Annotated in this window: 20 protein-coding genes; 12 read left to right on the top strand and 8 right to left on the bottom strand. The window is 52.9% G+C overall.

Going from position 1 to position 22,206, the window contains the following annotated elements:
- The first annotated feature begins 48 nt into the window (after positions 1 to 48).
- From hpaX to ACLJNW_RS06205, 3 genes are read left to right on the top strand one after another with little or no spacing between them, the layout of a single operon-like run.
- Entirely contained in the window at positions 49 to 1,425 is a 1,377-nt protein-coding gene (gene hpaX, locus ACLJNW_RS06215) for a 4-hydroxyphenylacetate permease (protein ID WP_001285803.1), read from the top strand.
- Positions 1,426 to 1,434: 9 nt separating this feature from the next.
- Positions 1,435 to 2,331 carry a 4-hydroxyphenylacetate catabolism regulatory protein HpaA gene (hpaA, locus tag ACLJNW_RS06210; RefSeq protein ID WP_000336602.1) on the top strand — a complete coding sequence of 299 codons (897 nt, stop codon included), beginning with the start codon at positions 1,435 to 1,437 and terminating at the stop codon, positions 2,329 to 2,331.
- 13 nt (positions 2,332 to 2,344) lie between these two features.
- The gene (locus ACLJNW_RS06205; RefSeq protein WP_023204326.1) at positions 2,345 to 3,283 is read left to right on the top strand and encodes an MBL fold metallo-hydrolase; all 939 of its coding nucleotides are present in this window, start codon (positions 2,345 to 2,347) and stop codon (positions 3,281 to 3,283) included.
- Positions 3,284 to 3,690: 407 nt separating this feature from the next.
- Here the strand turns inward: ACLJNW_RS06205 and ACLJNW_RS06200 are convergent, their stop codons facing one another.
- The 3 genes from ACLJNW_RS06200 to cbpA all read right to left on the bottom strand — a co-directional run bounded on the left by ACLJNW_RS06200 (position 3,691) and on the right by cbpA (position 5,932).
- A complete protein-coding gene (locus tag ACLJNW_RS06200) occupies positions 3,691 to 4,053 on the bottom strand; it encodes an anti-adapter protein IraM (protein ID WP_001537781.1) in 363 nt (120 codons plus the stop codon).
- 653 nt (positions 4,054 to 4,706) lie between these two features.
- Positions 4,707 to 5,012, bottom strand: coding sequence for a chaperone modulator CbpM (cbpM, locus tag ACLJNW_RS06195; RefSeq protein WP_001284251.1), 306 nt, complete (start codon positions 5,010 to 5,012; stop codon positions 4,707 to 4,709).
- A complete protein-coding gene (cbpA, locus tag ACLJNW_RS06190) occupies positions 5,012 to 5,932 on the bottom strand; it encodes a curved DNA-binding protein (protein ID WP_000420603.1) in 921 nt (306 codons plus the stop codon). The genes cbpM and cbpA overlap by 1 nt, the downstream gene beginning before the upstream one ends.
- 235 nt (positions 5,933 to 6,167) lie before the next feature.
- Here cbpA and ACLJNW_RS06185 point away from each other — a divergent pair, with 235 nt between their 5' ends.
- The 5 genes from ACLJNW_RS06185 (at position 6,168) to agp (ending at position 10,955) form a co-directional block, all read left to right on the top strand.
- Positions 6,168 to 6,530, top strand: a complete 363-nt coding sequence (locus ACLJNW_RS06185) for a hypothetical protein (RefSeq protein WP_023204327.1) — start codon at positions 6,168 to 6,170, stop codon at positions 6,528 to 6,530.
- A 48-nt stretch (positions 6,531 to 6,578) separates the two neighbouring features.
- Positions 6,579 to 8,465: a protein-disulfide reductase DsbD family protein gene (locus ACLJNW_RS06180; RefSeq protein ID WP_001748334.1), complete on the top strand. Its 1,887-nt coding sequence runs from the start codon at positions 6,579 to 6,581 to the stop codon at positions 8,463 to 8,465.
- Complete coding sequence (locus tag ACLJNW_RS06175) at positions 8,462 to 9,085, top strand: DsbA family protein (protein WP_000876685.1); 624 nt, start codon at positions 8,462 to 8,464, stop codon at positions 9,083 to 9,085. The genes ACLJNW_RS06180 and ACLJNW_RS06175 overlap by 4 nt, the downstream gene beginning before the upstream one ends.
- Complete coding sequence (locus ACLJNW_RS06170; protein WP_001529108.1) at positions 9,075 to 9,581, top strand: protein disulfide oxidoreductase; 507 nt, start codon at positions 9,075 to 9,077, stop codon at positions 9,579 to 9,581. Before ACLJNW_RS06175 ends, ACLJNW_RS06170 begins: the two co-directional genes overlap by 11 nt.
- Positions 9,582 to 9,713: 132 nt before the next feature.
- Positions 9,714 to 10,955 carry a bifunctional glucose-1-phosphatase/inositol phosphatase gene (gene agp / locus ACLJNW_RS06165; protein WP_000749201.1) on the top strand — a complete coding sequence of 414 codons (1,242 nt, stop codon included), beginning with the start codon at positions 9,714 to 9,716 and terminating at the stop codon, positions 10,953 to 10,955.
- A gap of 33 nt (positions 10,956 to 10,988) precedes the next feature.
- Here the strand turns inward: agp and ACLJNW_RS06160 are convergent, their stop codons facing one another.
- The gene (locus ACLJNW_RS06160; protein WP_001143125.1) at positions 10,989 to 11,216 is read right to left on the bottom strand and encodes a YccJ family protein; all 228 of its coding nucleotides are present in this window, start codon (positions 11,214 to 11,216) and stop codon (positions 10,989 to 10,991) included.
- 20 nt (positions 11,217 to 11,236) lie between these two features.
- Positions 11,237 to 11,833: an NAD(P)H:quinone oxidoreductase gene (wrbA, locus tag ACLJNW_RS06155; RefSeq protein ID WP_001062898.1), complete on the bottom strand. Its 597-nt coding sequence runs from the start codon at positions 11,831 to 11,833 to the stop codon at positions 11,237 to 11,239.
- 384 nt (positions 11,834 to 12,217) lie between these two features.
- Between wrbA and ACLJNW_RS06150 the strand changes: the two genes are divergently transcribed.
- Both ACLJNW_RS06150 and rutR read left to right on the top strand, forming a co-directional pair.
- Positions 12,218 to 12,385 (top strand): general stress protein, encoded by a 168-nt coding sequence (locus ACLJNW_RS06150; protein ID WP_001273663.1) that lies wholly within the window; start codon positions 12,218 to 12,220, stop codon positions 12,383 to 12,385.
- Positions 12,386 to 12,520: 135 nt separating this feature from the next.
- Positions 12,521 to 13,159, top strand: coding sequence for an HTH-type transcriptional regulator RutR (gene rutR / locus ACLJNW_RS06145; RefSeq protein WP_000083120.1), 639 nt, complete (start codon positions 12,521 to 12,523; stop codon positions 13,157 to 13,159).
- On the opposite strand, the gene ACLJNW_RS06140 is transcribed toward rutR, so the two are convergent.
- Together ACLJNW_RS06140 and putA are read right to left on the bottom strand one after the other, a co-directional pair.
- A complete protein-coding gene (locus ACLJNW_RS06140; protein ID WP_000821059.1) occupies positions 13,156 to 13,551 on the bottom strand; it encodes a lysozyme inhibitor LprI family protein in 396 nt (131 codons plus the stop codon). The genes rutR and ACLJNW_RS06140 overlap by 4 nt on opposite strands.
- Positions 13,552 to 13,609: 58 nt before the next feature.
- Complete coding sequence (gene putA / locus ACLJNW_RS06135) at positions 13,610 to 17,572, bottom strand: trifunctional transcriptional regulator/proline dehydrogenase/L-glutamate gamma-semialdehyde dehydrogenase (protein WP_023204328.1); 3,963 nt, start codon at positions 17,570 to 17,572, stop codon at positions 13,610 to 13,612.
- A gap of 421 nt (positions 17,573 to 17,993) precedes the next feature.
- Here putA and putP point away from each other — a divergent pair, with 421 nt between their 5' ends.
- Complete coding sequence (gene putP / locus ACLJNW_RS06130) at positions 17,994 to 19,502, top strand: sodium/proline symporter PutP (protein WP_001018467.1); 1,509 nt, start codon at positions 17,994 to 17,996, stop codon at positions 19,500 to 19,502.
- Between the two features lie 880 nt (positions 19,503 to 20,382).
- Positions 20,383 to 21,171 carry a phosphate starvation-inducible protein PhoH gene (phoH, locus tag ACLJNW_RS06125; RefSeq protein ID WP_000533527.1) on the top strand — a complete coding sequence of 263 codons (789 nt, stop codon included), beginning with the start codon at positions 20,383 to 20,385 and terminating at the stop codon, positions 21,169 to 21,171.
- A gap of 104 nt (positions 21,172 to 21,275) precedes the next feature.
- Here phoH and ACLJNW_RS06120 read toward each other — a convergent pair whose 3' ends face one another.
- Entirely contained in the window at positions 21,276 to 22,157 is an 882-nt protein-coding gene (locus ACLJNW_RS06120) for a MurR/RpiR family transcriptional regulator (protein WP_000433673.1), read from the bottom strand.
- Between the last annotated feature and the right edge of the window lie 49 nt (positions 22,158 to 22,206).

The raw sequence follows: 22,206 nt of genomic DNA, 5'->3' as shown, positions 1-22,206 counted from the left end.
ACCGGGCAACCGTAGTACCCTACAAAAATTCCCATCAGAGGAAAAAAAATGAGCGACACATCATCTGCACTTCCGGAAAGCCCCGAGTCTGTCAGTTCGCACAACGCGCTCAGCACGGGTCAACAAACCGTCATAAATAAACTGTTCCGCCGACTGATCGTATTTTTATTCGTGTTGTTTATCTTCTCGTTTTTAGACCGTATCAACATCGGTTTTGCCGGGTTGACGATGGGGCAGGATCTGGGGTTAAGCGCCACCATGTTTGGTCTTGCCACGACGCTGTTTTACGCCACCTACGTCATTTTCGGCATTCCCAGCAACGTGATGTTGAGCATCGTCGGTGCCCGCCGCTGGATTGCGACCATTATGGTGCTATGGGGCATTGCATCTACCGCTACGATGTTCGCGGTGGGACCGAAAAGCCTGTATGTGCTGCGAATGCTGGTGGGCATTACCGAAGCGGGCTTTTTGCCAGGAATATTGCTCTATTTAACCTACTGGTTCCCGGCATTTTTCCGCGCCCGCGCCAATGCATTATTTATGATTGCCATGCCAGCCACTACCGCGTTGGGGTCGATTGTCTCCGGCTATATTTTATCGCTGGACGGCATATTCAATCTGCATGGATGGCAGTGGTTATTCCTGCTGGAGGGATTTCCGTCAGTTTTGTTAGGCATTATGGTCTGGTTTTACCTGGATGATACCCCGGCAAAAGCCAAATGGCTGACGGCAGAGGATAAAAAATGTTTGCAGGAGATGATGGATAATGACCGCCTGACGCTGGTTCAGCCGGAGGGGGCCATCAGCCATAACGCCATGCAGCAGCGTAGTCTGTGGCGCGAAGTATTCACGCCAATTGTACTGATGTATACGCTGGCCTATTTTTGCCTTACCAATACGCTTAGCGCCATTAGTATCTGGACGCCGCAAATCCTGAAAAGTTTTAATGAAGGCAGCAGCAATATCACCATCGGCCTGCTGGCGGCGATCCCGCAGATTTGTACTATTCTGGGCATGATTTACTGGAGCCGCCATTCGGACAAGCATCAGGAGCGTAAACATCACACGGCGTTGCCGTTCCTGTTTGCCGCCGCGGGCTGGCTGCTGGCGTCGGCGACCGACCATAACCTGATCCAGCTCCTGGGGATCGTGATGGCATCCACGGGTTCCTTTAGCGCGATGGCGATCTTCTGGACCACGCCGGATCAGTCGATCAGTTTACGCGCCAGGGCGATAGGCATTGCGGTCATCAATGCCACCGGCAATATTGGCTCCGCGCTCAGCCCGTTTATGATTGGCTGGCTAAAAGATATCACCGGTAGCTTCAATAGCGGCCTCTGGTTTGTCGCTTCTCTGTTAGTCGTCGGCGCCGCCATTATCTGGCTTATTCCCATGAAAGCATCGCGTCCGCGCGCCACCCCTTGAGGAGAAACTATGTGCCAACGTGCGATCGCCAATATTGATATCAGCAAAGAGTATGACGAAAGCATGGGCAGTAACGATGTGCATTATCAGTCGTTTGCTCGTATGGCGGATTTCTTTGGTCGTGATATGCAGGCGCATCGCCACGACCAGTTTTTTCAAATGCACTTTCTTGATACCGGGCAGATTGAGCTACAGCTCGACGATCATCGCTATTCGGTGCAGGCGCCGCTATTTGTGCTTACGCCGCCCTCGGTGCCGCATGCTTTTATTACCGAATCGGATAGCGATGGCCATGTTCTGACGGTACGCGAAGAGCTGGTTTGGCCGCTGCTGGAAGTGCTTTATCCCGGCACCAGAGAGGCCTTTGGCCTGCCGGGAATCTGCCTGTCGCTGGCGGATAAACCCAACGAGCTGGCGGCGCTCAAACATTACTGGCAGCTAATTGAGCGGGAGTCCACGGAACAACTGGCTGGCTGCGAACATACCCTGGTGCTACTGGCGCAGGCGGTATTTACCTTGCTGTTGCGTAATGCGAAGCTGGACGATCACGCCGCAACCGGGATGCGCGGTGAACTGAAACTTTTTCAGCGCTTTACCCTGTTAATTGACAACCACTTCCATCAGCACTGGACGGTGCCCGATTATGCCTGCGAGCTGCATATTACCGAATCTCGTTTGACCGATATTTGCCGACGTTTTGCTAATCGCCCGCCTAAACGCCTGATTTTTGATCGGCAATTACGCGAGGCGAAACGACTGCTGCTTTTTTCCGACAATGCTGTCAACGAGATCGCCTGGCAATTAGGTTTTAAAGATCCGGCTTATTTCGCCCGTTTCTTTAATCGCCTTGCTGGCTGTTCTCCTTCGCAGTTTCGCCAACGTGAAGTTCCCTCTTTTCTCAACTAAGAAGAGTAAAAACATGATGAAAAAAAGCGTCGCTATGCTGGCGGTTTGTATGCTGGCGCAAAGCCACCTTGTCATTGCTGCCGGTACTCCTGCGCCTCAAGAGATCAACATTGTTTTACTGGGCACCAAAGGCGGGCCTTCTTTGCTCAATACAGCCAGACTACCGCAAGCGACGGCGCTCACTATCGGCGATAAAATATGGCTGATAGATGCCGGCTACGGCGCCAGTCTGCAACTGGTGAAAAACGGCATTCCACTGCGCAACATCAATACTATTTTGCTCACCCATCTGCACAGCGACCACATACTGGATTATCCTTCCTTGCTGATGAATGCCTGGGCAAGTGGTCTGAAAGACCATACCATACAGGTGTATGGCCCGCCGGGAACCCAGGCGATGACGAAGGCTAGCTGGAAGGTCTTTGACAGGGATATCACGCTACGCATGGAAGAAGAGGGGAAACCCGATCCGCGCAACCTGGTTAAGGCGACCGATATTGGTCAGGGCGTCATCTATAAAGATGAACTGGTTACAATAAGCGCGCTGAAAGTGCCTCATTCCCCTTTCCCGGACGGTGAAGCGTTTGCTTACCGTTTTGATACCCAGGGTAAGCGAATCGTCTTCTCTGGCGATACGTCCTGGTTTCCGCCGCTTGCAACGTTTGCCCAAGGGGCGGATATCCTGGTACATGAGGCGGTACATGTCCCCTCGGTAGCAAAACTGGCTAATAGTATTGGCAACGGAAAAACGCTGGCTGAAGCGATTGCGTCGCATCACACCACGATTGAAGATGTCGGTAAGATTGCTCGCGAGGCCCACGTGAAAAAACTGGTGTTAAGTCATCTGGTGCCTGCGACGGTTGCGGATGACGTCTGGCAACAGGAAGCCATGAAAAATTACCCGGGCCCTGTCATTGTCGGTCATGACAATATGACGATAAGCGTACCGTAAGTATCAGAGCAGGGATAAACCCACGGGCTGACATGATGTCAGCCCGTTATGCTTTTGGCGATCAGCATGACGCGCAGAGCTTTTGTCTAAAACATTATTTTTTCTAAACACTACTTGCTGATTTTTATGCACAATAAAGGTAAGATGATTGCTCTGGTGAAATATCACTAAATAAGAATGTCACGGATGGAATTTATACAGTGTTAAAAGCAATGCGTTTCTTTGTCTGCCGGCCATCAGTAATATCCTCTGTACCGGCTCCTCGTTGCCAAAGTGAAGGTTAGATTAAACGAATCAAAAAATATCCGAACTGTACAATTTTTATATCAAACATATTTAACTGCAAAATACTGCAAACGTGCGCGAATACACTTAATCAGTAGTATGGCTAATGCATACTTTATTTCCTAAACTTTCTTATTATCTATTTGAATATTTCTGGTTAAACCAAATGGACAAACGGATACCAGACACTCGAAAGGATAACTGCAGGCTTCTGGTTTAGGATTGCAGTTACCAGGACAGTGGCTATTTTCTTTAAGCGATTTCCATAGAACAGGATTAAACCTGGTAACGTTGTAAACAGTAACGGGATAAAGTTTATCGTTTATTAAGACCCCCTTATTAAAGGGGATGATAATGCTACCTGGAGGCATGTAAACATCTGCCTGATACCATAAGGTCAATCTAAGATTTTTTAGGCTATGTATGCATGAGAACGACACTCCGGTAGAGGGACTTATAACTGTATCAACGACCTTCCATTCCATTACAGAAACCTTTTAAGTGAAATAGTCAATGGTGTAAATTACATTTTCCGTAAGCCTATTCAGGATAGATGAAAATCTGAGAAACATAACTCGTTGAAAACGATCGTTTTTTATTGACCACTCTATTTATATTGATTTTTTAATAAGTTATTTATTTTATGCTCTTATTTTGTTTACATTCTATTACATTTTTGTATTTTAGGCGTGGTGTAAATATTGGGCGGTAGTGGATGTTATAACGCTCAATTATTAAACTGTAAGTGACTGTTGTATTTCTTATTTATAAATACCGCAACCTGTAAGCGCAGCGGTACATTTTACCCGGCATTGACAGGGAGAAGGTACGTATCAACCAGAGAGTACAAAACAGTGAAAGAATATATTCTTCAGGCAATAAATGATCGCTAACGTGTAAAAATAACCGACGTATCTAAAAAATGTGAACGTGTGGCTGGTCTTTATTTAAACGATGATCTTCGCAATGGCGCATTAATGGCTGACATTGGCGGTTCGTTGATCGGGTTGTGCGCGGTGAAAGGCTATATTTCTTCCGTTGGGGGAAGTATGTCAGAGGCATTCTGGTATTATACCGGGTGCATGTAAATCCGGGGTGGGCAGAAAGCCCACCCTCGGTTTATTGCCTTTATCGTGGATTAGGGATGCGAGATAAAGCGAGAAAGGCGTTGCAGCAGTAACCGGTTTTCTTCGCGCAGCCGTGAATTCTCTTCCAGCAGCGTTAACGCGACCGCGATCCCAGGCCAGTCGAGCGCCAGCTCCTCGCGTAAGCGTAGCGCGCGTTGTACCACGCTCGCTGCGCGATCGTCGAATTGCCAGTCGGCGTTATCGTCTTCGTAAGGCTCAATTACGCCAAGTCCGACGATTTCGTTTAGCTCCTCTTCCGTCACGCCGGTGTGCAAACAAAATTCGGTGATGGTAAAGGTGACAGTGATGTTAGCCATTATGCTTTCCCCCATTGCTGGCGTGGGTCAAAGGACGACTGCGCGTCCGCCAGTTGTTGCCACAGGGCAGCTGTCTTCTCGTCAGGTTTCGGCGGCATAACGATTTTGATGATGGCATAGAGATCGCCAGTGTGCTTTTTACTGGCTAATCCTTTTCCTTTGATACGCAGCCGCTGACCTGCCTGGCTGCCGGGGGGAATGGTCAGCAAAATACGCTCTTTAAGCGTTGGCACAGACACCTTAGCGCCGAGCGCCGCCTCCCATGGGGCAAGCGGAAGGACGACTTCCAGATCCTGATTGACAATATCAAAGAGCGGATGCGGGGCAATATGGATAACGAGCCATAAATCGCCATTAGGTCCGCCGTTTTCCCCCGGCGTGCCCTGGCCTTTCAGTCTGATTCGTTGCCCGTTGCTGACGCCAGCCGGGATTTTCACATTCAATGTTTTGGGAATTTCCCGCTCCACCAGGCCGAACGCGTTATAAACGGGGACGGAATAGCTAATCGTACGCTGGTGCTCTTCCAGCGTTTCTTCCAGGAATACCGCCACTTCAATTTCGATATCATGACCGCGTGCGGCGTGGCGGTGGTGCGAATGGCGACCGTGCTGACCAAAAATAGACGAGAAAATATCATCAAAATCTTCGGCGTTATACGGCTGGCCTTCGTGTTGCTGGAACTGGCGATTAAATTGTGGATCGTTACGGTGTTGCCATAACTGGTCATACTCGGCGCGCCGTTGCTCATCACTCAGCACTTCCCATGCTTCAGCAACCTCTTTGAAACGGGCTTCGGCATCGGGTTCTTTGCTGACATCTGGATGGTACTTGCGGGCCAGTCGGCGATAGGCGGTCTTAATCGTCTTGAGATCGTCCGTCGGTTTCACGCCCATAATGGCGTAATAATCCTTAAGTTCCATAGCATCATCTCGCTAAATCAATACATACAGAAGGGACCCCAAAAAGGTTTCTCCACTAAGTGTAGGGTAAACCTGAAAAGTGCGTATGAAAACACCAGTTATATCATTAGTAAGAATAAATTACGTTGTTCGACTATCAGAAGGTTGCGCAGCGCGCCGACATAACTTTACAGGGGAAAGGTTGCCAAAACCGCGCCAGTGGCTAAGATAACTCGCGTTAAACAGTGAGGGCGCAATGGCGAAACAACAACGGATGGGCTGGTGGTTTCTTTGCCTTGCATGTGTCGTGGTAATGGTTTGTACCGCGCAACGCATGGCGGGCCTGCACGCCTTGCAGATGCAGGCGACGGCCTCTGCTGCGGTGGTCAGCGCTCCCTCCTCGACAGATGACGGCTCGCCGGTCACCCCCTGCGAATTAAGCGCCAAGTCGCTGCTGGCGGCGCCTCCGGTACTCTTTGAAGTCGCTATCCTTGCGCTTTGTCTACTGCTTTCCTTACTGGCGCCTGTCCGGGTCATGCGCCTGCCGTTTTCGCCTCCACGGGCTATTTCGCCGCCCACATTACGGGTACATCTACGATTTTGTGTCTTCCGTGAATGACAGACCGGTTATTGCTAACGGTTAATTACTCATTCACGGAGAAAAAATATGATGATTTTGTTCAGGCGGATACTGTTCTGCCTGTTATGGCTTTGGCTGCCCGTTTCCTGGGCGGCGGAAAGCGGCTGGCTGCGTTCGCCCGATAACGACCATGCCAGCATACGGCTACGTGCCGATACGTCCGCTAACGGTGAGACCCGGCTGTTGCTGGATGTCAAACTGGAAAACGGCTGGAAAACCTACTGGCGCGCGCCGGGGGAAGGGGGCGTGGCGCCCTCTATCGCCTGGAAAGGCGACATGCCTGAGGTAAGTTGGTTCTGGCCAACCCCCTCGCGCTTTGATGTGGCGAATATCACCACCCAGGGATATCACGACGAGGTGACCTTTCCGATGATCGTGCGCGGTACGCCGCCCGCGACCTTGAGCGGCGTGTTGACGTTATCAACCTGCAGCAATGTTTGTCTGTTGACCGATTACCCCTTTTCCGTGACGCCCACTGTGCAGAATGCCGATTTTGCCCATGACTATGCGCGGGCGATGGGTAAAGTTCCGCTCCGCAGTGGACTAACGGACTCGCTTGACGTCGGCTATCGCCCGGGAGAACTGGTGGTCACTGCTACGCGAGCGGCGGGCTGGTCATCGCCCGGGCTCTATCTTGACACCATAGATGACGTCGATTTTGCGAAGCCTCGCCTGCGCGTAGAGGGCGACAGGTTACAGGCGACGGTGCCGGTGACGGACAGTTGGGGCGAAAAGGCGCCCGATTTGCGCAACAAATCGCTGACCCTCGTGTTAGCCGATGGCGCTATCGCCCAGGAGAGCACGCAAACCATTGGCGCTGCGCCAGCGCAAACGCCGGACAATGCGGCGCTACCTTTCTGGCAAGTTGTAATGATGGCGCTGATCGGCGGACTGATTCTTAATTTAATGCCCTGCGTACTGCCGGTTCTGGGCATGAAACTTGGCTCTATTTTATTGGTAGAGGAAAAAAGCCGCTCTCACATCAGGCGACAATTTTTGGCTTCGGTCGCCGGTATCATTGCGTCATTTATGGCGCTGGCGGCGTTTATGACCCTCCTTCGCCTGTCAAACCATGCGCTGGCCTGGGGAGTCCAGTTCCAGAATGCATGGTTTATTGGTTTTATGGCGCTGGTGATGTTGTTGTTTAGCGCCAGCCTGTTTGGGCTTTTTGAGTTCAGGCTTCCCTCATCTATGACCACGAAACTGGCCACTTACGGCGGTAACGGTATGTCGGGACATTTCTGGCAGGGGGCATTCGCCACGCTGCTGGCGACGCCTTGTAGCGCGCCGTTTCTGGGCACGGCGGTCGCGGTGGCGCTCACGGCGTCGTTGCCGACGCTGTGGGGGTTGTTCCTTGCGCTTGGCCTGGGAATGAGCGCGCCGTGGCTACTGGTCGCGCTACGACCAGGGCTTGCGCTACGTTTACCGCGCCCCGGGCGTTGGATGAATGTCCTGCGCAGGATCCTCGGTCTGATGATGCTGGGATCGGCTATCTGGCTGGCGACGTTACTCCTGCCGCATTTCGGCTTCACTGCGTCAAAGAGCGCGCAAGACACGGTTCAGTGGCAACCCTTGAGTGAACAGGCAATCCAGTCGGCGCTGGCGCAGCATAAGCGGGTATTTGTCGATGTCACTGCGGACTGGTGTATTACCTGTAAAGTGAATAAATACAACGTCCTGCAAAAAGAGGATGTGCAGGCCGCCTTGCAACAGCCGGATGTTGTGGCGCTGCGGGGAGACTGGACGCTGCCGTCCGATGCCATTACAGATTTTCTGAAAACGCGTGGCCAGGTCGCCGTGCCGTTTAATCAGGTATATGGCCCCGGCTTGCCGGAAGGGGAGGCATTGCCCACTTTGCTGACCCGCGATGCGGTATTACAAACGTTGAAAAAAGCGAAAGGAATAACCCAATGAAATACATGATTGTTTTACTGCTGGCGCTGTTTTCAACGCTGAGCATCGCGCAAGAAACCGCCCCTTTTACGCCGGATCAGGAAAAGCAGATTGAAAATCTGATCCATGCGGCGTTGTTTAACGACCCTGCCAGCCCGCGGATAGGCGCTAAACACCCTAAGCTGACGCTGGTGAACTTTACGGATTACAACTGTCCGTACTGCAAACAGCTCGATCCGATGCTGGAAAAGATTGTGCAGAAATATCCTGACGTTGCGGTCATTATTAAACCGCTGCCATTCAAAGGAGAGAGTTCCATACTGGCGGCGCGTATTGCGCTGACCACCTGGCGCGAGCATCCGCAACAGTTCCTCGCGCTACATGAAAAACTCATGCAAAAGCGCGGTTACCATACGGATGACAGTATTAAACAGGCCCAGCAGAAAGCAGGGGCTACGCCAGTGACTCTGGATGAAAAAAGCATGGAAACGATACGCACTAATTTGCAGTTGGCAAGGCTGGTCGGCGTGCAAGGAACGCCAGCGACGATCATTGGCGACGAGCTGATTCCGGGCGCAGTGCCCTGGGATACGCTGGAAGCGGTGGTGAAAGAAAAACTGGCGGCTGCCAATGGCGGGTAAACTGCGGCGTTGGCTGCGTGAAGCCGCGGTTTTTCTGGCGCTCCTCATCGCGATAATGGTGGTCATGGACGTCTGGCGCGCGCCGCAGGCGCCTCCGGCGTTTGCCGCGACACCATTACATACGCTGACGGGAGAGTCGACAACTCTGGCGACATTGAGCGAAGAACGCCCCGTACTGCTCTATTTTTGGGCCAGCTGGTGCGGGGTATGCCGCTTTACTACGCCTGCGGTCGCTCGCCTGGCGGCGGAAGGGGAAAACGTCATGACCGTTGCGCTCCGCTCCGGCGATGACGCTGAGGTTGCCCGCTGGCTGGCGCGCAAGGGCGTTGACTTCCCGGTCATCAATGATGCTAACGGCGCCTTATCCGCTGGATGGGAAATCAGCGTGACGCCAACGCTGGTGGTGGTTTCACAAGGTCGGGTTGTGTTCACCACCAGCGGCTGGACCAGCTATTGGGGCATGAAGCTTCGGCTGTGGTGGGCAAAAACGTTCTGAATATGCGCCGGGGTTTCCCGGCGCTAACGCGTTTACTGTAAGAAAAACCCCCGTTTTGCGAAATCGTTCCCGGAAAAATGATCCATTTCTGTCACACTCAGAACGATTTGATAACAACAAGAGGTCATAGGGATGAAAAAATCATTACTCGCTGTTGCTGTGGCAGGGGCTGTTTTGTTGTCATCCGCCGTACAGGCGCAGACAACGCCGGAGGGTTATCAATTACAACAGGTGCTGATGATGAGCCGCCATAATCTGCGGGCGCCGCTGGCGAATAATGGCAGCGTACTGGCGCAGTCGACGCCGAACGCCTGGCCGGCGTGGGACGTTCCCGGCGGGCAACTGACGACGAAAGGCGGCGTGCTGGAAGTCTATATGGGACACTACACACGTGAATGGCTGGTCGCGCAGGGGCTGATACCGTCGGGAGAATGTCCGGCGCCCGACACGGTATATGCCTATGCGAATAGTTTGCAGCGCACCGTCGCCACCGCGCAATTTTTCATTACCGGCGCTTTCCCCGGCTGTGATATTCCTGTTCATCATCAGGAAAAAATGGGCACTATGGACCCTACCTTCAATCCGGTGATTACCGATGATTCCGCCGCGTTCCGGCAACAGGCCGTACAGGCGATGGAAAAGGCGCGTAGTCAGCTACATCTTGATGAGAGTTATAAACTGCTTGAGCAGATAACGCATTATCAGGACTCGCCGTCCTGCAAAGAGAAGCATCAGTGTTCGCTAATCGATGCGAAAGATACCTTCAGCGCGAACTATCAGCAAGAGCCTGGCGTGCAGGGGCCGCTGAAAGTAGGGAATTCGCTGGTGGATGCGTTTACCCTGCAATATTACGAAGGGTTTCCGATGGATCAGGTCGCCTGGGGCGGGATCCACACCGATCGGCAGTGGAAGGTGCTGTCAAAATTGAAAAACGGCTATCAGGACAGCCTGTTTACCTCACCCACGGTGGCGCGCAATGTCGCTGCGCCGCTGGTGAAATATATCGATAAGGTGCTGGTTGCCGATCGCGTTAGCGCGCCGAAGGTTACCGTGCTGGTGGGGCATGATTCCAATATCGCGTCGCTGCTGACGGCGTTGGATTTTAAACCCTATCAGCTCCATGACCAGTATGAGAGAACGCCGATTGGCGGTCAGCTTGTCTTCCAACGCTGGCATGACGGCAACGCTAACCGGGATTTGATGAAAATCGAGTATGTCTACCAGAGCGCCCGGCAGTTACGTAACGCGGAAGCGTTAACGCTCAAATCGCCCGCGCAAAGGGTAACCCTGGAACTGAAAGGATGTCCGGTGGATGCGAACGGCTTCTGTCCGCTGGATAAGTTCGATAACGTCATGAACACTGCTGCAAAATAGCCATATGCCCCCGCGCAGGCGGGGGCGTTTGTGTTATACGTTTTTACGTTCGATGATTTGTTCGCCCCAGAAGAGCGAGTCTTTGTCCGTTTTCTCAAAGGCTTTGATCAGCACCTCATCGCTACCTTCTTCCCATATTTTTTCTGCCAGTTTCTCGTCATAGTGAGCGACTTCAAAAATGGCTTCGGCAATTTCCGGCGACGTATTACGCAGGCTTGCCCATTCGCCGACGCGGTGCGCTTTTGCTTCTTGAGTTGGCATTCGAATCCTCCTGTTGAAGATTAGCCGTTGAGTTTGACTGCCAGACCGGCGACGTATTCCCCCTGATAGCGAGCGATAGAGAGTTCCTCCTGGCTTGGTTGACGTGAACCGTCGCCTCCGGCGATAGTCGTTGCGCCGTAAGGCGTGCCGCCGCGAACCTGGGAGACGTCAAACAGTTCCTGTGCGGCATAGCCTATCGGGACGATCACCATCCCATGATGGGCAAGCGTAGTCCAGGTCGAGGTGATGGTCTGCTCCTGGCCACCGCCCGTTCCGGTAGAACTGAACACGCTGCCGAGCTTGCCGTATAGCGCGCCGGATGCCCACAGTCCACCGGTTTGATCCAGGAAGGTACGCATCTGGCCTGACATATTGCCAAACCGGGTTGGCGTACCAAAAATAATGGCATCGTAATCCGCCAGCTCCTGTGGGGTGGCAACCGGTGCGTTTTGCGTTTTACCGCCAGCTTTTGCGAAGATTTCAGGCGGCATTGTTTCTGGCACACGCTTTATAATGACCTCTGCGCCGTCGACTTTCTTTGCCCCTTCCGCCACCGCGTGCGCCATGGTTTCAATGTGTCCGTACATGGAATAATAGAGCACCAGAATCTTTGCCATTTGTACTACTCCTCAGATTAATCAGGTGTGTAGCGATTCGCTACGTCTATTTAAAGATATGCCCTCCTGTGAAGAGTGCAAATTTCAGCGCCATTTCTTTGATTTATAACAATAATTAATTTGGCGACCTTTGTTGCAAAATGATACATTTTTAAGCGCTTTGATTTTTCCAAGTATAAGAATAACTTATTTATTTCTCATGGTTATTATTCTGCATATTCGGCTTCTGATGTTGCAGAATATTTCGGTAAGCGGCCTACCACGGCGTTTTTCACTATGCTTAATTTTACGCGGCGTTACTGATGATATCGTTCATACGCGGCGCGAGGAGATACTCCTCATTACCTATGCAATATGATGTCTAATCTATGACGGAGGTCAGTAATGGCAAACCATCGTGGCGGTTCCGGTAATTTTGCGGAAGACCGCGAAAGAGCATCAGAAGCAGGTCGTAAAGGTGGTCAGCACAGCGGGGGCAATTTTAAGAATGACCCGCAGCGTGCATCCGAAGCAGGCAAAAAAGGGGGCAAAAGCAGTAACCGTAATAGCTAGCCTGCGTCACAACAGCAAGACGCTGAGCGTTTCGCGCTAAAAAGCGTCATGCGCCACCGCCGCCGGATTTCCGGCGGTTTTTTGTTTATAAGCCGGATTTGGTATGCTTGCGTCCTGACGAAAAGGAGAGGGCGCATGTCGCAACGCACAGAGAAAAAAATCGGGAAACGCTCGCAGGCCACCGGTGCAAAACGGCAGCTTATCTTAACCGCCGCGCTTGCCATTTTTTCCCAGTATGGCATTCATGGCGCGCGTCTTGAGCAGGTCGCCGAGCGGGCAGGCGTCTCCAAAACCAATCTGCTTTATTATTATCCCTCGAAAGAGGCGCTGTATGTCGCGGTAATGCGACAGATCCTGGATGTCTGGCTGGCGCCGCTCAAGGCATTTCGCGCAGAATTTTCCCCTCTGGAGGCCATCAAAGAGTATATCCGTCTCAAGCTGGAGGTTTCGCGTGATTATCCGCAGGCGTCGCGGCTCTTCTGCATGGAGATGCTGGCGGGCGCGCCGCTCTTAATGGAGGAACTGACCGGCGATCTAAAAGCGTTGATAGATGAAAAATCCGCGCTGATTGCCGGATGGGTGCACAGCGGGAAACTGGCGCCCGTCTCCCCGCACCATTTGATCTTCATGATTTGGGCCGCCACGCAACATTACGCCGATTTTGCCCCTCAGGTTGAGGCGGTAACCGGCGCGACGCTTCGCGATGAAGCCTTTTTCAACCAAACGGTCGAAAGCGTTCAGCGCATTATTATTGAAGGGATTCGCGTGCGTTAACCGGCTGGCGGCAGTGGGCAGCTCAAATCACCCTCTTCACATTGCAGCAGCGAGGCTAAAAACGCTTCGCGTTCGTTCGTTTTATCGGTCAGGCACTGGCTGGCGATCATGGGTTGCACGCTGCCGCCCTCCGTACCTGAGCGAATCAGAGCGCAATCGGCGTCCCGCAGTGCAATCCATGCCACCTGCGCTTTTTGCAACAGCTCGCGCTGCGGCGGTTGCGCACGCTTAATCGCGCTTTGATAGGTTTCGTTCAGCTTTTTATCTGCCGCCTGGTATTGCGCGGCGGCGCAGCGATTCATTTCCAGCTGCGTACTGGCGCTGGCACATTCATCGGCCAACGCCTGACTGCTGAACAACAACGCCGCGCAGGTAAGGAAAATTCGTTTCATACGCTCCTCTGACGCGAGTAAAAAGGCTCCATTGACGGAGCCTTAATTAACCACAGTATTAGCCAATTGTCATCAGGCTGGCATTACCGCCAGCGGCAGCAGTGTTTACGCTCAGCGAACGTTCAATATAGAGCCGTTCCAGCAGCATATTGCTTTCGCCGCGGGCGAACCCCTGTACCGACACTATCGCGCCTTCGCGGGCGGCGACGGCTTCGCAAACGGTTCGCAGCTTGTCGGAGTCGCCGTGGAAAATCACCGCGTCAAACGGCTGCGCCATCAGCGTTTCCGCTTTCGCAAACTGGACACGCGCCGCAACGGCGGCGGGGAGACGTTTCGCCAGATCGCGGTGGAAGGCGTCGTCTGACCATAGCGCCTGACTGCCGACGGCGAGAACGGCGGCAAGCTGCGTCAACGCGTCCTGTTCGTCATCAGCCAGGCATAATACCCGTTCACGCGGCAACAGCGTCCAGGTATTGCGCTCGCCGGTCGGTCCCGGTAGCAGGCGCTGCGTGCCGGCCTGCGCCAGATCGGCGAATTGTCGGCAGAGCGTCTGTAGCGCCGGGCGATCCGCCGCCCATTGCGTCAGAGCGGTCAACGGCGCGAGTAGCGTGGTTTTAAGCTGCGCATCCACCGGGTAACGCGCATCCTGACGAGTCAGCGTCGTATTGAGCGCATTGGGCGGGCGGTGTGCCAGCAGGCGGTAGAGATAGAGCGGTCCTCCCGCTTTTGGCCCGGTGCCGGACAGGCCTTCGCCGCCAAACGGCTGGACGCCGACGACCGCGCCCACCATATTACGGTTAACGTACAGGTTGCCGACATGGGCGGAACCGGTGACTTGCGCAATGGTTTCATCAATACGGGTATGTACGCCCAGCGTTAGCCCGTAGCCGGAAGCGTTAATCTGTTCGATAAGCTCCGCCAGTTGGTTACGGTTATAACGCACGACATGCAGCACGGGCCCGAAGACCTCTTTTTCCAGTTCTGCGAAGTTTTCCAACTCAATAAGCGTGGGCATAACAAACGTACCGGTCTGCCATTCCTGCGCGTCATCGTTGTTTTCACGCGCGGCCTGGAAAACCGGGCGGCCTTTGGCGCGCATTGTCTGGATATGACGTTCAATGTTGGCTTTGGCCTCGCTATCGATCACCGGCCCGATATCGGTCGTCAGACGGCCTGGATTCCCCATCCGACACTCCGCCATCGCGCCGCGTAACATTTTCAGCGTATGTTCGGCGATATCGTCCTGTAAACACAGCACGCGGAGTGCGGAACAGCGTTGTCCGGCGCTGTCGAAAGCGGAAGCCAGCACATCCACGACCACCTGCTCGGTGAGCGCGGAAGAGTCGACAATCATAGCGTTCATACCGCCGGTTTCCGCAATCAACGGAATAGGGCGGCCCTGGGCGTCAAGACGCGTGGCGATGTTGCGCTGCAACAACGTCGCGACTTCCGTGGAACCGGTAAACATCACGCCGCGTACACGCGCATCGGCGGTAAGCTGGGCGCCGACGGTTTCTCCCCGTCCCGGCAACAGTTGCACGACGCCCGGCGGTACGCCCGCTTCCAGCAAAATGGCAATGCCCTGGGCGGCAATCAGCGATGTCTGCTCTGCCGGTTTCGCCAGAACGCTGTTACCTGCCGCCAGCGCGGCGGCGATTTGGCCGGTGAAAATGGCCAGCGGGAAGTTCCACGGACTGATACAGACCACCGGCCCTAACGGGCGATGCGTTTCGTTATCGAAATCGTCACGTACTTGACCGGCATAATAATGGAGGAAGTCTACCGCTTCGCGCACTTCGGCAATGGCGTTGCTGAACGTTTTCCCGGCTTCACGCACCAACAGGCCAATCAACTGCTGCATTTGGTCTTCCATCAATACCGCCGCCCGCTGTAAAATGGCGGCGCGTTCTTGCGGCGGCGTCGCAAACCAAACCGGCGCCTGATTGACCGCGTTTTGCAACGCCTGTTCAACCTCGCTTTCTGTCGCTTCGCGTCCCCAGCCAACAATATCTTTCGGTTCCGCCGGGTTGATAACCGGCGTCATCTCACCGTCGGCCACCGGTTGTTCCAGCACAGGTTTGGCCTGCCATTTCTGCATGGCGTTGCTTAACAGGGCAGAAGAAAGCGAGGCGAGGCGATGTTCATTCGCTAAATCAAGTCCGGCGGAGTTTATCCGACCTTCGCCGTACAGATCGCGCGGCAGCGGAATTTTCGGATGCGGTATGCCAGCCTGACCTTCCTGCTGCGCCAGTTTTTCCACGGCCTCGACCGGGTCCGCCACCAGTTCATCGAGCGGTAGGGTGGCATCGGCGATACGGTTGACAAAAGAGGTGTTGGCGCCGTTTTCCAGCAGGCGTCGTACCAGATAGGCCAGCAGGGTTTCGTGTGTTCCCACCGGCGCGTAAATACGGCAGGGACGGTTAAGTTTTCCGTCCGCCACTTTACCGGTGACCTGTTCATACAGCGGTTCTCCCATGCCGTGCAGGCACTGGAATTCGTACTGACCCGGATAGTAATTTTGCCCGGCCAGATGATAAATCGCCGCCAGTGTGTGGGCGTTATGGGTCGCGAACTGCGGGTAGATCAGATTAGGTACGGCGAGCAGTTTTTTCGCGCAGGCCAGATAAGAGACATCGGTATACACTTTGCGGGTATAAACCGGATAGCCCTCCAGCCCTTCCATTTGCGCGCGTTTGATCTCGCTATCCCAGTAGGCGCCTTTCACCAGACGAATCATCAGCCGACGGCGGCTACGGGAGGCCAGATCGACTAAATAATCAATGACCAGTGGACAGCGTTTTTGGTAAGCCTGGATCACAAAGCCAATGCCGTTCCAGCCTGCGAGTTCGGGTTCGAAGCAGAGTTTTTCCAGCAGATCGAGCGAGATCTCCAGACGATCCGCCTCTTCGGCGTCGATATTGAGACCGATATCATACTGGCGCGCCAGCAGCGTCAGGGATTTCAGGCGCGGATAAAGCTCCTCCATTACCCGATCGTATTGTGCACGACTATAGCGTGGATGCAGGGCGGACAGCTTAATTGAGATGCCTGGCCCTTCGTAAATACCGCGACCGTTAGACGCTTTGCCGATGGCATGAATCGCTTGCTGGTAAGAGACCATATAAGCCTGCGCATCGGCGGCGGTTAACGCGGCTTCGCCCAGCATATCGTAAGAATAGCGGAACCCTTTCTCTTCCAGTTTTCGGGCATTCGCCAGCGCCTGAGCAATGGTTTCGCCAGTCACGAACTGCTCGCCCATTAAACGCATCGCCATGTCGACGCCTTTGCGGATTAACGGCTCGCCGCTCTTGCCGATAATGCGGTTCAGCGAGCGCGAAAGATTGGCTTCGTTATGCGTTGAGACCAGCCGGCCGGTAAAGAGCAGCCCCCATGTGGCGGCATTTACAAACAGCGACGGGCTACGGCCAATATGCGACTGCCAGTTGCCATTACTGATTTTGTCGCGAATTAACGCATCGCGCGTAGCTTTGTCGGGAATACGCAGCAGCGCTTCCGCCAGACACATCAGCGCTACGCCTTCTTGCGAAGAGAGGGAAAACTCCTGCAACAGGCCTTGTACCATACCCGCGCGACCGCTGGCGGATTTTTGATTGCGCAATTTCTCCGCCAGTTGATACGCCAGTTTATGCGCCTGCTCAGCGACAGGCGGCGACAGGCGCGCCTGTTCCATTAGCATTGACACCGCATCGGTTTCCGGGCGGCGCCAGGCGGCGGTGATGGCGGCGCGAGAGACGGATTGGGGAAGAATCTGTTCGGCAAACTCCAGAAAGGGCTGATGCGGCTCATCCTGCGGCGCGACCGGCTCCTCGCTTTCATTTGCCGCGCCGGCAAACAGCGCAGGTAGCTCCGGTAGCGTATCGCTATTTTCCAGCTTGTCCAGATAGCTAAAGATTGCCTGTTTTATTAACCAGTGCGGCGTGCGATCGATACGCGACGCGGCCATTTTGATCCGTTCGCGCGTGGCGTCGTCCAGCTTAACCCCCATCGTGGTGGTTCCCATACCCTCTACTCCTGTTATTCGCTCTGTCTGCTAACCAATAGTTAGCGGAAAATATCCACTATGTTGCAACTTTGTGCAACCGCGTTAAATGTGACCTGCGTTGCAAGCTTAAAAATGAATAAATTGTTAAAAAAAGAAAGAGGGAGTCTGACGGGGAAAACCATCTGGATTTATTTTCTCTGCGGTAGTTAACACTTTTAAAAGGTGCAACCGCAAAAAATGTGAGAGAGTGCAACCTGGAGAAAAATAGTATCCCTCTGCAATCAAATTTGATGTAAATGGTGTGTTAAATCGATTGTGAATAACCACCGCTTCCGGCAGGATACGGTCGCCCTGGTAAACATAACACCCTTGCCACGTTCCGGCAGGGTACAAAACGGCACGCTACGGTAGTGCCAATAAATAAATTTGGAGAACCTTGATGGCTATTAGCACACCGATGTTGGTGACATTCTGTGTCTATATTTTTGGCATGATATTGATTGGGTTTATCGCCTGGCGCTCAACCAAAAACTTTGATGACTATATTCTTGGCGGTCGCAGTCTGGGGCCGTTTGTTACGGCTTTATCAGCCGGCGCGTCGGATATGAGCGGCTGGCTGTTAATGGGGCTGCCTGGCGCTATCTTTCTGTCGGGGATCTCTGAAAGCTGGATCGCCATTGGCCTGACGTTAGGCGCATGGATTAACTGGAAGCTGGTGGCCGGGCGCCTGCGCGTGCATACAGAATTTAACAATAACGCGCTCACGCTGCCGGACTATTTTACCGGTCGGTTTGAAGATAAGAGCCGAGTCCTGCGTATTATTTCCGCGCTGGTCATTCTGCTGTTTTTCACTATCTATTGCGCATCAGGTATTGTCGCTGGGGCACGACTGTTCGAAAGCACCTTCGGTATGAGCTATGAAACCGCACTGTGGGCGGGGGCCGCGGCAACCATTATTTATACCTTTATCGGCGGGTTTCTTGCCGTTAGCTGGACGGATACCGTTCAGGCCAGCCTGATGATTTTTGCGTTAATCCTGACGCCGGTGATGGTTATTGTCGGCGTAGGCGGTTTCAGCGAGTCGCTGGAGGTGATCAAGCAAAAGAGCATCGAGAATGTCGACATGCTCAAGGGGCTGAATTTTGTCGCTATTATTTCTCTGATGGGCTGGGGACTGGGTTACTTCGGTCAGCCGCATATCCTGGCGCGCTTTATGGCGGCGGATTCCCATCACAGTATTGTTCATGCGCGTCGTATCAGTATGACCTGGATGATTCTGTGTCTGGCGGGCGCGGTGGCGGTGGGCTTCTTTGGCATTGCGTACTTTAACAATAACCCCGCGCTGGCCGGGGCGGTGAACCAAAACTCAGAACGCGTATTTATTGAACTGGCGCAGATCCTGTTTAACCCGTGGATTGCCGGTGTTCTGCTGTCTGCTATCCTGGCGGCGGTGATGTCGACGTTGAGCTGTCAGTTGCTGGTATGCTCCAGCGCGATTACAGAAGATTTATATAAGGCTTTTCTGCGTAAAAGCGCCAGCCAGCAAGAGCTGGTATGGGTAGGGCGAGTGATGGTGCTGGTGGTAGCGCTGATCGCCATTGCGCTGGCGGCGAATCCCGATAACCGTGTGCTGGGGCTGGTGAGCTACGCCTGGGCTGGATTCGGCGCGGCATTTGGACCTGTTGTCCTGTTTTCTGTGATGTGGTCGCGTATGACACGTAACGGCGCGCTGGCGGGAATGATTATTGGCGCGGTGACGGTTATCGTCTGGAAACAATATGGCTGGCTGGATCTGTATGAGATCATCCCTGGCTTCATTTTCGGCAGCCTGGGGATCGTAATCTTTAGCCTGCTTGGCAAAGCGCCGACAGCAGCGATGCAGGAACGCTTTGCAAAAGCGGACGCGCATTATCATTCCGCGCCGCCGTCGAAGCTACAGGCGGAATAACCGACATGTCCGATAGCATTATTGCCATCGGACATATTTTACCAGGCGGCGTTATACGCCTGCCTGGTCCTCTGATAAGTCCCGGACCGATTGACTGAAGATGTTCAGGTAAATGAGGACGCTCTCTCAAACTATTTTTAGCCCTTGAGCGCCGTTAACGCGGCCGTAATACGTCCCGAGTAATCACTAACTGGCCATATATGAAATCGCCTGTTAATGGTACCAATAGCCTTGACGCAATAGAGTAATGACAAAAATTAAAACGAGTCAGCGTTACTGGCGTAAGTATGCCGCACAAAATTTTGCATAAATAATGCCGTTTTAGCGATGGGAGAGAGAACACGTTAATTACTCCGTTTTAACCTTTTATATGTTGAATATTCAATGGGTTATGGGTGGTTTCACCATTAATACCCATAGTAGCTAATGATTATCTTTTTTAGTCTCCTGCCAATGAAATAATTGTGTAATCTTTCTGTAAGAGACTGACAATGACGCAATAATGTTTGGTGAATATATTGTTGCATTATTGATGTTTTGTGTTGTACTTAGTAGTAATAGCGGTAGTTCCCGGCAGTGATGGTCACTCACTATGGAGATCGCGAATGGTAATGTCCGCACCAGGACACATTGTTTACAGTAGTTACAACACCCTGTACGGACATTCTCTCTCCGGTGGTGGTCTTGTCACCTTAAAAGCTCTCATCATTTCCCTTACTGTCCATACCCATGACGTCATATGTGGTGCGCGTAGCCGTGTGTGGCGTCGTTTCAAAAAGCAAGCTAAGGCTTACAAGGAAGCCAACCCTCAGATGTGTGTGCGCATAATCGCGTTCAAGAGAACGCGGGTGATGTATACCTACAACTCAAGGTGCTATCCATGGGAAGACAAAAAGCAGTGATCAAAGCTCGTCGTGAAGCAAAGCGTGTGTTGAGACGAGATTCGCGTAGTCATAAGCAACGTGAAGAAGAATCGGTCACGTCACTGGTACAGATGGGCGGAGTAGAAGCCATTGGCATGGCGCGCGATAGTCGCGATACCTCTCCTGTTAAGGCGCGAAATGAAGCACAGGCGCATTATCTGAACGCTATCGACAGTAAACAGCTTATTTTTGCGACCGGCGAAGCCGGCTGTGGAAAAACATGGATCAGTGCGGCAAAGGCGGCAGAAGCATTGATTCATAAGGACGTCGAGAGGATCATTGTGACGCGTCCGGTATTGCAGGCTGATGAAGATCTTGGTTTTTTGCCCGGTGATATCGCTGAAAAATTCGCGCCTTATTTTCGTCCCGTCTACGATGTCCTGCTTAAACGGTTGGGCGCGTCCTTTATGCAATATTGTTTGCGCCCGGAAATCGGTAAGGTAGAAATTGCCCCGTTCGCCTATATGCGTGGGCGTACTTTTGAAAATGCGGTCGTGATCCTCGACGAGGCGCAAAATGTGACTGCGGCGCAAATGAAAATGTTTTTGACGCGATTAGGCGAAAATGTCACGGTCATTGTCAATGGCGATATTACGCAATGCGACCTGCCGCGCGGCGTGCGTTCCGGATTGAGCGATGCGTTGGAACGCTTTGAAGAAGATGAAATGGTAGGGATTGTGCATTTCAACAAAGACGACTGCGTGCGCTCGGCGCTTTGTCAGCGAACGCTCCACGCATACAGCTAATATAGCATTGACTTTCAGAGCCCGGGAGACCGGGCTTTGTTGTCTATAAAGCGTCCAGCAGACTCATGGACAAAAAAGGAAATGACGCCTGTACGTGAAGGGAATTATTTTGTCATGTCCAGGGCATTCATTGTCCGTAATTTGCTTTCTCGGGCCTGTTCCGGCGAGGACTGTACAAGAAGGGTATAGAGCAGGTCAAAGACGAAAAGCTGCGCGGCTTTCGTACCGATCGAGTCACCCTGCAACATTCCTTGCCGATTACCATTGATCAGGCAAAAATCGGCCTCTTCACATAATGGAGAACCCAGATTATGGGTAATGGCGACTGTGGTGGCGCCAGCCTGTCGGGCCAATCGGAGTGAATGCACTGTTTCTGGCGATGTGCCCGAGTGACTGACACCCATCGCGACATCGCCTGCTTTTAATAGCGTAGCCTGCATGTACATAAAATGGTTATTGCTTACCGCATCGCCCCGTAAACCAATACGCATTAGCTTGTGTTTCATATCCAGCGCCGTGATCCCCGATGAGCCCACACCAAAGATATAAACTGAGTGACAGTGACGTAGGGCGTCCACGACACCGAGAACCTGTTGCATATCAAGCAGATTTAGCGTTTCAGATAATACATTACTAATGGTGTTCTGCAATTTTAAACCAATGGCGTGGGCATCGTCGGATTCGCTAACTTCGGCATCCAGTAGAGGACTACTGTCATCAGACTCGGTAGTGGCAAGTTCAATGGCCAGGTCCATTTTAAAATCCTGAAAACCTTTATAGCCCAGGGTGCGACAAAAGCGAATAACCGTGGCTTCTCCGGCCTGTGTGTCGCGCGACAAATCGGCAATAGATGACTGTGTCACCTGTCTGGGGAAGGCTAAAATATATTGCGCAATACGCTGGGAGGCACGTGTCAGGCTTTTTTGCATAGCACCCAGAGTGTCAAGGATTTTTCCGGGTTTAAGACGTGGGGGTTGAGGCTCCATATAGTTCCTGCTCTTGAGGGCTGATTGCGGCACAAAGCCTGCAATATCG

Source organism: Salmonella sp. SAL4457 (assembly GCF_046548235.1).
GTDB lineage: Bacteria > Pseudomonadota > Gammaproteobacteria > Enterobacterales > Enterobacteriaceae > Salmonella > Salmonella enterica.
The sequence above is the reverse complement of the archived record's forward strand: the minus strand, read 5'-3'. Positions and strand labels throughout refer to the sequence as shown.